The sequence below is a fragment of the Streptomyces sp. NPDC002306 genome (genome assembly GCF_053593435.1).
Genome location: NZ_JBSFCK010000001.1, coordinates 775,366 through 788,923 on the forward strand (window position 1 = coordinate 775,366; position 13,558 = coordinate 788,923).

A 13,558-nucleotide genomic window follows, 5' to 3' on the forward strand; every position below is an offset into this window, starting at 1 on the left:
CCTGGTCGGGGTGATCCGCCGCATGTCAGGGTGGGCGCATGACAGCAGGGGCGGCAGCAGTGGAGGACACCGAGGCACTCGCGGCGGACGCCCTGCGGTGGCTGCTCGGGGCGGCGCGGGACACCGGGGACGGCGGCCTCGCCTGGCCGGTCAGGCCTTCGGACGCGGCGACCGACCCGATGTTCTACAACGGGACGGCCGGGGTCGTGCCCGCGCTCCTTGAGGCCTGGCGGCACTTCGGCGACGACACGTACGCGGACGCCGCCCTGCGCGCGGCGCGCTCTCTCGCCGCCGCCGTCGACGACCATCCGGACGACTCGCTGTACTTCGGTCTCACCGGCATCGCGCTGGTGCTGCGGACGGTCGGGCGCGACCTGGCCGACGCCGCGTCGGGTGCCGCGGCGGACCGGGCCCTGGAGCGCGTGCGGTCCCGCTTCGACGGAGAGCGCTGGGGCGAGCTGTTCGAGCTGATGGGCGGCAACGCGGGGATCGGCCTCGGCGCGCTCGCGGCGGGCGACGCCGACCTCGCCGTCCTCGCCCTGGAGCCCTACGTCCGTACGGCGGAGGTCACTTCGGCGGGCGTCAGCTGGGAGTTCCGCCGTGGCGCCCCGGCCCGGCTGCACCACATCTCGCACGGCACCCTGGGCATCGCCTACGCCCTGGCGTCCGTCGGCGCGGAGCTCGGGCGCGCGGACCTGGTCGAGCTGGCGCGGGCCGGTGTCGCGGACGTCGTGGCCCGCGACGAGGCCGGACCGGCCGGCTTCCTCGCCCCCCACTCCGACCCGCAGTACCTCCCCGACCTCATCGAGCGGCACAGCTACGGCTGGTGCCACGGACCGGCCGGGGACGCCCAGGTCTTCCGGCTGCTCAGGGACACGCTCGCCGAGCCCGTCTGGCCGGAGCTCGCCGACCGCTGCTGGCACACCGTGACCCGCTCCGGGCTGCCGCGCCGGGTGCGTCCGGGCTTCTGGGACAACAACGGGCGCTGCTGCGGCACTTCGGGGGTGCTGGCGCTGGCCTGCGACCGGCTGGCCGAGCAGGACGACGCCCCGGACTTCGCCCGCCTGCTGGTCGAGGACCTCGCCGCGCGGGCGACCCGGGACGCCGGCGGCGCCCGCTGGTCGAACGTCGAGCACCGGGCCGCGCCGAGCGACCTCGAACCGCAGACCGGGTGGGCGATGGGCAACGCGGGCATCGCCCGCGAACTGCTGCGCTGGGTGCGGGTGAGCCGGGGCGGCGGCGCGGGGTACGCGTTGGCCTGGCCGGACCAGCCGGCGGTTCGCGAGGGCACCCGGCCGACGGCGGGCCGGGGTACGGATCCTTCGGCGGGCGGGCCCGTGGGTCAGGCGACCGAACCGATCCGGCCCGCGGGCACCGACGTCACGTCGTGATGGATCGGCGTGTGCGCGCCGGTGAGGGAGATCCCGCTGCCGCCACGCCGGTCGGCGACGATCTCGGCCGCGATCGACAGCGCGGTCTCCTCGGGTGTGCGCGCGCCCAGGTCGAGGCCGATGGGTGAGCGCAGGCGCGCCAGTTCGGGTTCCGTCACCCCGGTCTCCCGCAGCCGGCGTTCGCGGTCCAGGTGGGTGCGGCGCGAGCCCATCGCGCCGACGTAGGCGACCGGCAGCCGCAGCGCGAGCCGCAGCAGGGGGATGTCGAACTTGGCGTCGTGGGTGAGGACGCACAGGACGGTACGGGCGTCGACGTCCGTGCGCTCCAGGTACCGGTGGGGCCACTCCACGACGATCTCGTCGGCCTCCGGGAAGCGGGTGCGGGTCGCGAACACCGGCCGGGCGTCGCACACCGTCACGTGGTGGCCGAGGAACTTGCCGACCCTCACCAGTGCCGACGCGAAGTCGATCGCGCCGAAGACGATCATCCGGGGCGGTGGGACCGACGACTCGACCAGGACGGTGAGCGGTGCTCCGCAGCGTGAGCCCCGCTCTCCGATCTCCAGGGTGCCGGTGCGGCCGGCGTCGAGGAGGGCCGCCGCCTCGGCGGCGACCGTGCGGTCCAGTTCCCGGTGGGCGCCGAAGCCGCCGTCGTAGGCACCGTCGGGGCGGACGAGCAGGGCGCGGCCGGTGAGTTCCGCCGGGCCTCGCACGATCCGGGCCAGGGCCGCCGCCCGGCCGGCGCCGGCGGCGGCCAGCGCGGCGGCCACCACCGGGCGGACGGGGTCGCCGGCCCGTACCGGGGTGACGAGGATGTCGATGACACCGCCGCAGGTCAGACCGACGGCGAAGGCGTCCTCGTCGCTGTAGCCGAAGCGTTCGAGGACCGCCTCGCCGTCCTTCAGCGCCTGTCGGCACAGGTCGTAGACCGCGCCCTCCACGCACCCGCCGGAGACCGAGCCCAGCGCCGTGCCGTCGGCGTCCACCGCGAGGGCGGCGCCGGGCCGGCGGGGTGCGCTGCCGCCGACGGCCACCACGGTGGCGACGGCGAAGTCACGGCCCTGCTCGACCCACCGGTGCAGTTCTGCGGCGATGTCCAGCATGTCTCGGTCTCCTTGGCGGTGCGACGGTGAGGGCTTCGGCGCCGGTCACCGGGCCCCGCGAGCGAGGCACCGGGTTCCCGGCGGGCTTCCGGCGGCGGGCTCAGCGCACGCCGAGCCACCCCTCGATCGGGTGGAGGGCGTAGTAGACGAGGAAGATGACGGTCAGGCCCCACATGAAGGCCCCGGTCTCCCGGGCCTTGCCCTGGGCGATGCGGAGGGCGACGTAGCTGATGACTCCGGCCGCGACGCCCGCGGTGATGGAGTACGTGAACGGCATGACCACGACGGTGAGGAAGACCGGGATCGCGGTGGCGCGGTCGGCCCAGTCCACATGGCGGGCGTTCGACATCATCATGGCGCCGATGACGACCAGGGCCGCCGCGGCGACCTCGCCGGGGACGATCGCCGTCAGCGGGGTGAAGAACAGGCAGGCCGCGAAGAAGAGTCCGGTGACCACGGACGACAGGCCCGTGCGGGCTCCCTCGCCGACGCCCGTCGCCGACTCCACGAACACGGTCTGGCCGGACGCTCCGGCGACACCGCCGATCGCGCCGCCCGCGCCGTCGACGAACAGCGCCTTGGACAGGCCCGGCATCCGGCCCTGTCCGTCGGCGAGCCCGGCCTCGGTGCCGACCCCGATGATCGTCGCCATCGCGTCGAAGAAGCCGGCCAGCACGAGCGTGAAGACGATCATGCCGACGGTCATCGCGCCGACCTGGTCCCAGCCGCCGAACTCGACCTTCCCGAAGAGCGAGAAGTCCGGCATCGACACCGCGCCGCCGTGCAGTTCGGGTGCGCCGCTCGCCCACTGCTTCGGGTCGATGACGCCGAACGCGTTGAGGGCCACGGCGAGGACGGTGCCGCCGACGATGCCGATCAGGATCGCGCCGGGCACCCCGCGGGCCTGGAGCATGAAGACGGCCAGCAGGGTCGCGGCGAAGAGCAGGACCGGCCAGCCGGCGAGTTCACCGGCCGGGCCGAGGGTGACCGGGGTCGCCTCGCCCCGGTGCACGAACCCGGCCTTGTAGAAGCCGATCAGGGCGACGAACAGGCCGATGCCCATGGTGATCGCGTGCTTGAGGGCCTGCGGGATCGCGTTCATGATCTTCTCGCGGAGGCCGGTGACGACCAGGAGCATGATGACCACGCCGTAGAGCACGCACATACCCATGGCCTGCGGCCAGGTCATCTGCGGGGCGACCTGCGAGGACAGCACACCGGACACGGAGAGTCCGGCGGCCAGGGCGAGCGGCACCTTGCCGAGGAAGCCCATGAGCAGCGTGCTCAGGGCCGCCGCGAACGCGGTGGCGGTGATCAGCGGCTGCTGCCCGAGCGTGTCCCCCGCCGCGTCCTTGCCGGACAGGATCAGGGGGTTGAGCAGCAGGATGTACGCCATCGCCATGAAGGTGGTGACGCCGCCGCGCACTTCGCGGGCGAGCGTGGATCCCCGCCGGGATATGTGAAAGTAGCGGTCGAGCCAGGACCGGCCGGCCGGGACGCGGCTGCCCGCACCCGCCTCTTGCGCGGTGGTCCTGGGCTCCACTGACTGCTGGGTCATGGGCCGTCTCCCAAGGTTCATAGGGGCACCCGCGCGACCGCCGTGGCGGGCGCGGGTTTTGGGAAGGTGCACGACCCGGGGGACGGCCCGAGACGAACTGCTGGGTGTGCCGCGGACGTCGGCCCTGTGTAGGGCTACGCGGTTCCGGTGAGGTGCTCCGGGCGTACCGGCGTCCGGTCGAGCTCCAGACCCGTCGCGTTCCGGATGGCCGCGAGGACCGCCGGGGTGGACGACAGGGTCGGGGCCTCGCCGACGCCGCGCAGCCCGTACGGGGCGTGCTCGTCGGCGAGTTCGAGCACGTCGACCGGGATGGTCGGCGTGTCGAGGATGGTGGGGATCAGGTAGTCCGTGAAGGAGGGGTTCCTGACCTTCGCCGTCTTCGGGTCGACGATGATCTCCTCCATGACCGCCATGCCGAGACCCTGGGTCGTACCGCCCTGGATCTGGCCGATGACGGACAGCGGGTTGAGCGCCTTGCCGACGTCCTGGGCGCAGGCCAGTTCGACGACCTTGACCAGGCCGAGTTCGGTGTCGACCTCGACCACGGCGCGGTGCGCGGCGAAGCTGTACTGGACATGGCCGTCGCCCTGACCGGTGCGCAGGTCGAAGGGCTCGGTCGGGCGGTGCCGCCACTCGGCCTCGACCTCGACGGCCTCGTCCTCCAGGACGTCCGCCAGGTTCGCGAGGACCTCGCCGCCGTCGGTGACGACCTTGCCGTTCTCCAGCAGGAGTTCGGCGCCGGCCCAGGCGGGGTGGTAGGTGCCGAACTTGCGGCGGCCCAGCTCCAGGACCTTCTCCCGGACCAGTTCGCAGGAGTTCTTGACGGCGCCGCCGGTGACGTACGTCTGCCGCGAGGCCGAGGTCGAACCGGCGCTGCCCACCTGGGTGTCCGCCGGCTGGATCGTCACCTGGGTGACGCCCAGCTCGGTGCGGGCGATCTGGGCGTGCACGGTGACACCGCCCTGGCCGACCTCCGCCATCGCGGTGTGCACGGTGGCGACGGGCTCGCCGCCGACGACCTCCATCCGGACCTTGGCCGTCGAGTAGTCGTCGAAGCCCTCGGAGAAGCCGACGTTCTTGATGCCGACCGCGTAGCCGACGCCCCGTACGACGCCTTCGCCGTGCGTGGTGTTGGACAGGCCGCCGGGCAGCTGGCGTACGTCCGCGCCCTCGCTGCTCTCCCACTGGCACTCCGGCGGCAGCGGCATCGCCTTGACCCGGCGCAGGAGTTCGGCGACCGGGGCCGGGGAGTCGACCCGCTGCCCGGTCGGCAGGAGCGCGCCCTGCGACATCGCGTTCAGCTGACGGAACGCGACCCGGTCCATGCCCACCTTGTCGGCGAGCTTGTCCATCTGGGCCTCGTAGGCGAAGCACGCCTGGACCGCGCCGAAGCCGCGCATGGCGCCGCACGGCGGGTTGTTGGTGTAGAGGGCGATGGCCTCGATGTCGACGTCGTCGACGACGTACGGTCCCGCGCCCAGCGAGGAGGCGTTGCCGACGACCGCCGGCGACGCCGACGCGTAGGCGCCGCCGTCCAGGACGATCCGCGCCTTCAGGTGGGTGAGCTTGCCGTCCTTGGTCGCCCCGTGCTCGTAGAAGAGCTTCGCGGGGTGGCGGTGGACGTGTCCGAAGAAGGACTCGAAGCGGTTGTAGACGATCTTGACGGGCTTGCCGGTGCGCAGCGCCAGCAGGCAGGCGTGGATCTGCATCGACAGGTCCTCCCGGCCGCCGAAGGCACCGCCGACGCCGGACAGCGTCATCCGGACCTTGTCCTCGGGCAGGCCGAGCACGGGCGCGATCTGGCGCAGGTCGGAGTGCAGCCACTGGGTGGCGACGTAGAGGTCGACGCCGCCGTCCTCGGCCGGCACGGCGAGGCCGGACTCGGGGCCGAGGAAGGCCTGGTCCTGCATGCCGAAGGTGTACTCGCCCCGGACGACGAAGTCGGCCTTGCGCGCGGCCGCTTCGACGTCGCCGCGGACGATCGGCTGGCGGTGGACGATGTTGGGGTGCGGGACGTGCCCGATGTGGTGGTCGTCGCGGTCCTCGTGGACGAGGATCGCGTCCGGCGCGGTCGCGGACGCCTCGTCGGTGACGACCGGGAGTTCGCGGTACTCCACCTTGATCTTGGCGGCGGCGCGGCGCGCGGTCTCCGGGTGGTCGGCGGCGACGATCGCGACCGGCTCGCCGTGGTGGCGTACCTTGCCGTGCGCGAGGACCGGCGTGTCCTGGATCTCCAGGCCGTAGTTCCTCACGTCGGTCGGCAGGTCGTCGTAGGTCATGACGGCGTGGACGCCGGGCTGGGCGAGGGCCTCGCCGATGTCGATCGAGACGATCTCGGCGTGCGCGACCGGGGAGCGCAGGATCTGGCCCCAGAGCATGTCCTCGTGCCACATGTCGGACGAGTACGCGAACTCGCCGGTGACCTTCAGGATGCCGTCGGGGCGCAGTGTGGACTCGCCGATGCCGCCCTTGGCCGGGGCGCCCTGGGTGAGCCCGGTGGGGGTGCCGACCGGGGCACCGGTCTGCTTCAGCGAGGTCGAACGCTCGGTGGAGGACACGGTCACACCTCCTCTGCCTGCCGGGCGGCCGCCAGGCGGACCGCGTCCATGATCTTCTCGTAGCCGGTGCAGCGGCACAGGTTGCCCGACAGCGCCTCGCGGATGTCCGCGTCGCTCGGGTCGGGGTTGTGCTCCAGCATCTCGTCGGCCGCGACCAGCAGGCCGGGGGTGCAGAAGCCGCACTGGACGGCGCCGGCGTCGATGAACGCCTGCTGGACCGGGGAGAGTCCGGCGCCTTCGCCGGTCAGGGAGTCGGTGCCCTTGGCGGCCCACCCCCGGGCCGCGTCGAGGGAGGTGCCGCCCGCGCCGGTTCCGCCGGAGCGCCGCCGGGCGTGGTCCGCGAGGCCCTCGACCGTGACGACCTCGCGGCCCTCGACCTGACCCGCCGCGATCAGGCACGCGCAGACCGGCACGCCGTCCAGGCGGACCGTGCAGGAGCCGCACTCGCCCTGCTCGCAGGCGTTCTTGGAGCCGGGCAGGCCCAGGCGTTCGCGCAGCACGTACAGCAGGGACTCGCCCTCCCAGACGTCGTCGGCTTCCTGTGGACGGCCGTTGACCGTGAAATTGACGCGCATTACGCGGCACTCCCCTTCTGATGCGTCCGGCCGCCGGTGCCTCGGTACGACTCCCAGGTCCAGCTCAGCGTGCGCCGGGCCATCACGCCGACCGCGTGGCGGCGGTAGCTCGCGGTGCCTCGGACGTCGTCGATCGGGTTGCACGCGGCGGCGCAGAGGTCCGCGAACTGCCGGGCGACCGACGGGGTGATGATCTTTCCGTTGTCCCAGAAGCCGCCCTCGTCGAGCGCCGCGTTCAGGAACTCCTCCGCTGTCCTCGCCCGGACGGGAGTGGGGGCCGCGGAGCCGATGCCGGTGCGGACCGTACGGGTACGGGGGTGCAGGGCGAGGCCGAAGGCGCAGACCGCGATGACCATGGCGTTGCGGGTGCCGACCTTGGAGTACTGCTGCGGGCCGTCGGCCTTCTTGACGTGGACGGCGCGGATCAGCTCGTCGGGGGCGAGCGCGTTGCGCTTCACACCGGTGTAGAAGGCGTCGATCGGGATCAGGCGCGTGCCGCGCACCGACTCCACCTCGACCTCGGCGCCCGCCGCGAGCAGGGCGGGGTGGGCGTCACCGGCCGGGGAGGCGGTGCCCAGGTTGCCGCCGACGCCGCCGCGGTTGCGGATCTGCGGCGAGGCGACCGTGTGCGAGGCGAGGGCCAGGCCCGGCAGCTCGCCGCGCAGGTTCTCCATGATCTTCGAGTACGGGACGGAGGCGCCCAGCCGCACACTCTCCTCGCCCACCTCCCAGGCGAGGAGGTCGTCGATCCGGTTCAGGTCGAGCAGGTACTCGGGCCGGCGATGGTCGAAGTTGATCTCGACCATCACATCGGTGCCGCCCGCGATCGGCACAGCGGTGGGGTGCTCGGCCTTGGCGGCGAGCGCCTCCTGCCAGCTGGCGGGGCGAAGGAAGTCCATGACCGGCTCTCTTCTTCGTCTCGTGAGTCGTCCGGGCCGACCGGGACGGTCGGCCGGGGCGTCCGGATCGAGCCGGATCGGGTGCGGCGGCCCCGGCTCGTTCATGTGCTGTTTACGCAGAGTGGGCTCAGTACACCGCGCTGTACTCCGACGGGGTCAGTCACCGAAACCATGAAGGAGTTGGCTGGCCAACGCGGGCATCTTGTAGATTCGTATGAACGGAGGTCCTCAGCAACCTCCTGGTTCTCCTGTGGAAACGTGAGACCCGGCCCGGTCGCTCCCGGACGGGCGGCCTCCCGCGTCGAGAACCCGCTCGCGGGTCCCCTCACCACAGGACCCTTCACGACTCATCGTAGATTTCGAGACAAAGAACGGCGGCGACGAGAATGCGGCTGCGCGCACTGCTGGACACCGATGCGCTGGGTCTGCGGCTGCTCGGCGGCGAGGACGAGCTGGACCGCGCCGTACGCGGCGTGATGACCACCGACCTCAAGGACCCCAGCCGCTATCTGGCGGGCGGTGAGCTGGTGCTGACGGGGCTGGCCTGGCGCCGGGACGCCGAGGACTCCGAGCCGTTCGTACGGGCCCTGGCGGGCGCCGGGGTGGCGGGCGTCGCCGCCGGTACGGCCGAGTTCGGATTCGTGCCGGAGGACCTGGTGGTGGCCTGCGCCCGGCACCGGCTGCCGCTGTTCGCGGTGCACGAGTCGGTGGCGTTCGCGACGATCACCGAGCACGTGGTGCGGCAGGTGTCCGGCGAGCGTGCCGGGGACCTCGCGGCCGTGGTCGACCGGCACCGCCGGCTGATGACCTCGGGGCCGGCGGGGGGCGGCCCCGACGTGGTGCTGGACCTGCTCGGCACCGACCTGGACCTGAGGGCCTGGGTGCTCTCCTCCGCCGGACGGCTCATCTCTGACTCGAAGCTGGCGGGCCCCGCGCTGCCCCCCGAGGTGTGCGCGGCGCTCGCCGCCGAACACCTGAACGCGACCCGCGCCGGCCGGCGCGAGCCGCACCGGGTGACGCTCGGCTCCGCCACGTACTCACTGTTCTCGATCCGCGGCGGCGGCCGTGCCGCGCAGGGCTCACGGGACGTGCGCGAGACCGTGCTGTCCGACTGGGTGCTGGCGGTGGAGGCGGACGCCGGGGACTGGCCCGAGGAGCGGCTCGACCTGCTCCAGGGCGTCACCCAGCTGATCGCGGTGGAGCGGGACCGGCGGGACGCGGCGCGCGCGGTCCGGCGGCGACTGGCGCAGGAGATCCTCGAACTCGTCCAGGCGGGCGCCGCGCCGGCCGAGATCGCGGCGCGGCTGCGGGTCGCGGCGCCGGTGCTGCTGCCCGGCCTGGGAGCGGCCCCGCACTGGCAGGTGGTCGTGGCCCGGGTCGAGTGGGAGGGCGGCACGGTCGAGGGCGGTCCGGTCGCCCAGGCGCTCCTGGAGGAGATCCTGGTCGACCCGCTCGCCACCGGTCCCGAGCCCTCCGACCGCATCGCCGTCGCCCACACGGGCGACGAGGCGATCGCGCTCGTACCCCTGCCGGCCGTCTCCAGCGAGCACGACGGCTCGGAGGCCGGGATCCTCGCCGACGCGCTCCTACAGTCCGTACGGGACCCGCTGACGGCCGGGCTCGACGAGGACGGGCGGCTCACGCTCGGCTTCAGCGCGTCCGTGCACTCGGCGGAAGGGCTGCGCGGGGCGCTGGAGGAGGCCCGGCACGCCCGCCGGGTGGCGGCGGCGCGGCCCGGCCGGGTCTGCGCGGCGGGCCACCAGGAACTGGCCTCGCACGTGCTGCTGCTGCCGTTCGTGCCGGACGACGTCCGCCGGGCCTTCACCGCCCGGCTCCTGGACCCGCTGCGCGAGTACGACCGGCGCCATCGCGCCGAGCTGATCCCCACCCTGGAGGCCTTCCTGGAGAGCGACGGCTCCTGGACCCGCTGCGCCTCACGGCTGCACCTGCACGTCAACACGCTGCGTTACCGGGTCGGACGGATCGAGCAGTTGACGGGTCGTGATCTGTCCCGGCTCGAGGACAAGCTGGACTTCTTCCTGGCGCTGCGCATGAGCTGAGGTCAGCGGGCGGAGGGCGGCGTACAGCGGGACGGAAGGGCATCAAGTGTCCTCCCTGCCGACGACTTTGTGAAATCCTTCACCTACCCCCTTGGCCAGGCCGGGGAATTGGTGCTGGAATGCCGCCACCACTCAAGGCTCGATGGCGTGCTCGGGGAGGGCAACGTGGCGCATACCGCCATGTCTGGTAACGGAACGACCGCTGGTGACGATCCTCTCCAGACCGCGGTATGGCGATTGCGCTCACGCGCCTGCTGGGCCGACGCGGCGGCCCTGCTGCCGCCGGACACCGCCGCCGCCGCGCTCCAGCGGGCCGGCCTGCTGGTCGAACGGTGTCTGTACACCGAGCAGGGCTGGCAGGACGCCGAGGACGCGCTGCGTACGGCGGAGGCGCTGGCGGCGGGTGACGAGGAGCGCGGCGCGGCCGCCTGCGAACGCGGGCAACTCGCCTACGCGGCCACGCTGCACGGGGTGCGCGACCGGGCCGACGAGGCGCGGGCCGCGCTGGGGCGGGCGGCGGCGCTGATCGCCCCGGGGGCGGCCGCGCGGGCGCTGCTGGACTTCCGGCGCGGGCTGCTCGCCGAGAACCTGTCCCGTTCGCCGCAGGCGGCGCGGGCGGCCTACCGCCGGGCCCACGCGGGTGCCGCCGCGCACTCCGACGCGCTGCTGCTGTCCTTCACCTGGCGCCACCTCGCGGGCCTCGCCCTGCGGGACGGCGAACTGGCCGAGGCGCGCCACGGCTTCGCCGAATCCCTCCGGATCCGCGAGGAGTTGGGCTACCTCGTCGGCACGGCCCCCGCGCTGGCGTCGCTGGCGGACGCGGAGACGGAACCGGAGGCCTCCCGCCTGCGCGAGGAGGCCCGCCGCCTCTACCGCCTCCTCGGCGGCGTCCCCACCTGGCTGTCCCACCAACTGTCCGCACCGCCACCGGCGGCGACGGCGTGACGAGGCCCCCGCCGACCGTCCCCACGGCGCGGACGGCGGGGCTCCCGACCGGCGGACCGCGCCGCTGAGGCAGCGGGAACCCTCAACGGCCGGTCGAGAACCGGCCGATGGGCGGTCCCGCCGACGGCACAGCGGCTGGGGCCGCCAACAGCCGGTCGCGCCGCCACGACAACGGGGGGACATCAACGGCCGGCCGCTGGCGGACCAGCGGTCCCGCCGAACGGTGCGGCGGAGGCCGCCAACAGCCGGTCGCGCCGCCGCCGACAGCGAGGGGACATCAGCGGCCGATCGCGGGCGGACCAGGCGGTCCCGTCGGCGGGGCGGCGGGGCCGGCCGGCCGGCGGTCGCGCCCGCGAGAACGGCGGGGGACCATCGGCAGGCGGTCGGCGGCCGACCGGTGGGCGGTCATGCCCCGGCCTCAACGGGGTCCAGCGTCGGCCGGTCGCGGGCCGAGTGCAGGGGTGCTCCCCGCGTGACGACGGTGGTCGATCGGCGGGGAGCCGTGCCGCTGGGGCGGCGGGGCGGACCGCGGCCGGGCCGCCGTCGTGGTTCGACTCCGGGTCAGGGAGTGCAGGCGAAGTGTCCGCGGACCAGGGAGCGGACCTCGTCCAGGTCCTGCGCGGTGAGCGCCTCCAGCAGTGCCACGTGCTCCGCCGCGTCCGCCGCCAGCTCCGCGCGCCGCTGCCGCGCCGGTCCCCTGACGAGCGGCCACTGCGCGCGGCGATACAGGTCGTCGGTGATGCGGAGCAGCTGTTCGTTGCCCGCCAGGGACAGCACCGCGCGGTGGAAGACGCGGTCGGACTCGGCGTACGTGGCGGGGCAGTCGCCCGACGCGGCCCGTACCGTCGCCTCGGCGAAGGGGCGCAGCTCCGCCCACCGGGCGGCCGGCACCGCGCGGGCGAGGCGCAGCATCACCGGGACCTCGATCAGCCCCCTGATCTCGGCGAGTTCGGCCAGTTCGCGCGGGTCGCGCCGGATCACCCGGAAGCCGCGGTTGGGGACGACCTCGACGGCCCCCTCCAGCGCGAGCTGTTGCATGGCCTCGCGTACCGGCGTCGCCGAGACCCCGAAGCGTTCGCCCAGCGCGGGCGCCGAGTACACCTCGCCCGGCGCCAGCTCGCCCGTCGCCAGCGCCGTGCGCAGCGCGTCGACGATCTGCCCCCGCACCGAGGACCGCTGGACGACGGGGCGCGGGCCGGCGGCGCGCGGCCGGGGGATCGGCTGCTCGCTGTGGGTGTGCTCGCCACGGGCCACGCCGGCCGACGGTGCGGGTGCCCCCCATGCGCGGCCGCGGTCCGCGGCCCTCGGCTGCTCCGGCACCCGGGGCTGTCCGGGACGCGACTCGTCCCCCGTCCGGACGGGGCCCTGCGCGCTCCGCTCCACGGGCCCTCCTCCGGGCTTGTCGGTACTTGGGGTCATTACGACGGGTTGTTACTCGTCCGTCAAGCACCTTAGGCGCAGAACCGCCCCGTTCAAATCCCGGGCACGCAGGGTAAGGTAAGCCTTACCTCTAACCATCCGTAGTCGACCGTGGATCGGTGGTCCCGGAATGCCCCTGCCCACGTCGGCCGTCACGGACGCGTACACCCGCCTCACCGAGGCCTACGCGGACCTGGCCGTCATCGAGCTGGGCGCCGGCGAGCCCGCCCCCGAGGGCGGCGGCTGGGTCGGCTCCGCCGCGCTCGCGGACGGCGGCCCGGGGCTGGAGGACTTCCTCGCCTGGGACGACGCCCAGGTGCTGCGGGACTACGGACAGCGGGCCCGCCCGGACGTCGTGGCGAGCTTCGGACTGCACCGGTACGCGTGGCCCGTGTGCCTCCTGATCACCGTCCCGTGGTTCCTGCACCGGCGGGTGCCGCGCCTGCCCGTGACGCATGTCTCGTACGACCGGGTCGCCGGCCGCGCGGCCGTCCGCGTCACCTCCTTCGCCTGCCTGCCGGGCGATCCCGCGGCGGCACTGCCCGGCGCCCGGGTCGTCGCCGACGAGGAGGCCCTGCGCGCGGAGGTGCGCGCGGCGGTCGCCGAGCACATGGAGCCCGTGCTCGCCGGGTTCGGGCCCCGCATGCGGCGGCGCGGGCGCGCACTGTGGGGCATGGTGACCGACGAGGTCGTCGAGGGCCTCTGGTACATCGCCGAACTGCTCGACGAGAAGCCGCGCGCGACGCGCGAGCTGGAGCGGCTGCTGCCGGGCGCGACCAAGCCGTACGTCGGCTCGGCCGCCTTCCGCGAGCTGACCGGTCCGGACGGCGAGCCGCTGCCCACCCGGGACCGGGCGAGCTGCTGCATGTCCTACACCCTGGACCCGGACGACACCTGCGCCACCTGCCCGCGCACCTGCGACACGGACCGGATCACCAAGCTGACGGCCGTCGCTGCGAGTTGAGCCCGCGTCACCGCCGGGCGGACGGAACACGCTCTCGTGTGCCGTAAGATCATCCGCGGTCCCGGCTTCCTCCCTACGGTTACAGG

At 73.9% G+C, this 13,558-nt stretch carries 10 protein-coding genes; 4 read left to right on the top strand and 6 right to left on the bottom strand.

The features are described 5' to 3' along the window. Window positions 1–38 precede the first annotated feature (38 nt). Complete coding sequence (locus ACWCQK_RS03360) at window positions 39–1,391, top strand: lanthionine synthetase LanC family protein (protein WP_451151334.1); 1,353 nt, start codon at window positions 39–41, stop codon at window positions 1,389–1,391. Here ACWCQK_RS03360 and ACWCQK_RS03365 read toward each other — a convergent pair. From ACWCQK_RS03365 to ACWCQK_RS03385, 5 genes are all read right to left on the bottom strand, one after another. Next, complete coding sequence (locus tag ACWCQK_RS03365) at window positions 1,343–2,494, bottom strand: XdhC family protein (protein ID WP_451151336.1); 1,152 nt, start codon at window positions 2,492–2,494, stop codon at window positions 1,343–1,345. The two genes, ACWCQK_RS03360 and ACWCQK_RS03365, sit on opposite strands and share 49 nt — an antisense overlap. 100 nt (window positions 2,495–2,594) lie before the next feature. Next, window positions 2,595–4,052, bottom strand: coding sequence for an NCS2 family permease (locus ACWCQK_RS03370; RefSeq protein ID WP_451151338.1), 1,458 nt, complete (start codon window positions 4,050–4,052; stop codon window positions 2,595–2,597). A 134-nt stretch (window positions 4,053–4,186) separates the two neighbouring features. Beyond that, window positions 4,187–6,610 carry a xanthine dehydrogenase family protein molybdopterin-binding subunit gene (locus tag ACWCQK_RS03375; protein ID WP_451151340.1) on the bottom strand — a complete coding sequence of 808 codons (2,424 nt, stop codon included), beginning with the start codon at window positions 6,608–6,610 and terminating at the stop codon, window positions 4,187–4,189. A gap of 2 nt (window positions 6,611–6,612) precedes the next feature. Beyond that, window positions 6,613–7,185, bottom strand: a complete 573-nt coding sequence (locus ACWCQK_RS03380; RefSeq protein ID WP_451151342.1) for a (2Fe-2S)-binding protein — start codon at window positions 7,183–7,185, stop codon at window positions 6,613–6,615. After that, entirely contained in the window at window positions 7,185–8,084 is a 900-nt protein-coding gene (locus ACWCQK_RS03385; protein ID WP_451151344.1) for an FAD binding domain-containing protein, read from the bottom strand. The genes ACWCQK_RS03380 and ACWCQK_RS03385 overlap by 1 nt, the downstream gene beginning before the upstream one ends. A gap of 386 nt (window positions 8,085–8,470) precedes the next feature. Between ACWCQK_RS03385 and ACWCQK_RS03390 the strand changes: the two genes are divergently transcribed. Together ACWCQK_RS03390 and ACWCQK_RS03395 are read left to right on the top strand one after the other, a co-directional pair. Beyond that, complete coding sequence (locus ACWCQK_RS03390; RefSeq protein WP_451151346.1) at window positions 8,471–10,144, top strand: PucR family transcriptional regulator; 1,674 nt, start codon at window positions 8,471–8,473, stop codon at window positions 10,142–10,144. Between the two features lie 165 nt (window positions 10,145–10,309). Next, a complete protein-coding gene (locus tag ACWCQK_RS03395; protein ID WP_451151348.1) occupies window positions 10,310–11,089 on the top strand; it encodes a hypothetical protein in 780 nt (259 codons plus the stop codon). Between the two features lie 561 nt (window positions 11,090–11,650). Here ACWCQK_RS03395 and ACWCQK_RS03400 read toward each other — a convergent pair. After that, on the bottom strand, window positions 11,651–12,472 hold the full coding sequence (locus ACWCQK_RS03400; protein WP_451151350.1) for a GntR family transcriptional regulator: 822 nt from the start codon (window positions 12,470–12,472) through the stop codon (window positions 11,651–11,653). A gap of 166 nt (window positions 12,473–12,638) precedes the next feature. Here ACWCQK_RS03400 and ACWCQK_RS03405 point away from each other — a divergent pair, with 166 nt between their 5' ends. Beyond that, on the top strand, window positions 12,639–13,472 hold the full coding sequence (locus ACWCQK_RS03405; RefSeq protein ID WP_451151352.1) for a (2Fe-2S)-binding protein: 834 nt from the start codon (window positions 12,639–12,641) through the stop codon (window positions 13,470–13,472). Window positions 13,473–13,558: the final 86 nt, after the last annotated feature.

Excerpts from the sequence above, each read along its gene's own strand:
- ACWCQK_RS03360 (WP_451151334.1), top strand. The coding sequence starts at position 39 with ATGACAGCAGGGGCGGCAGCAGTGGAGGACACCGAGGCACTCGCGGCG.
- ACWCQK_RS03365 (WP_451151336.1), bottom strand. The coding sequence starts at position 2,494 with ATGCTGGACATCGCCGCAGAACTGCACCGGTGGGTCGAGCAGGGCCGT.
- ACWCQK_RS03370 (WP_451151338.1), bottom strand. The coding sequence starts at position 4,052 with ATGACCCAGCAGTCAGTGGAGCCCAGGACCACCGCGCAAGAGGCGGGT.
- ACWCQK_RS03380 (WP_451151342.1), bottom strand. The coding sequence starts at position 7,185 with ATGCGCGTCAATTTCACGGTCAACGGCCGTCCACAGGAAGCCGACGAC.
- ACWCQK_RS03385 (WP_451151344.1), bottom strand. The coding sequence starts at position 8,084 with ATGGACTTCCTTCGCCCCGCCAGCTGGCAGGAGGCGCTCGCCGCCAAG.
- ACWCQK_RS03390 (WP_451151346.1), top strand. The coding sequence starts at position 8,471 with ATGCGGCTGCGCGCACTGCTGGACACCGATGCGCTGGGTCTGCGGCTG.
- ACWCQK_RS03405 (WP_451151352.1), top strand. The coding sequence starts at position 12,639 with ATGCCCCTGCCCACGTCGGCCGTCACGGACGCGTACACCCGCCTCACC.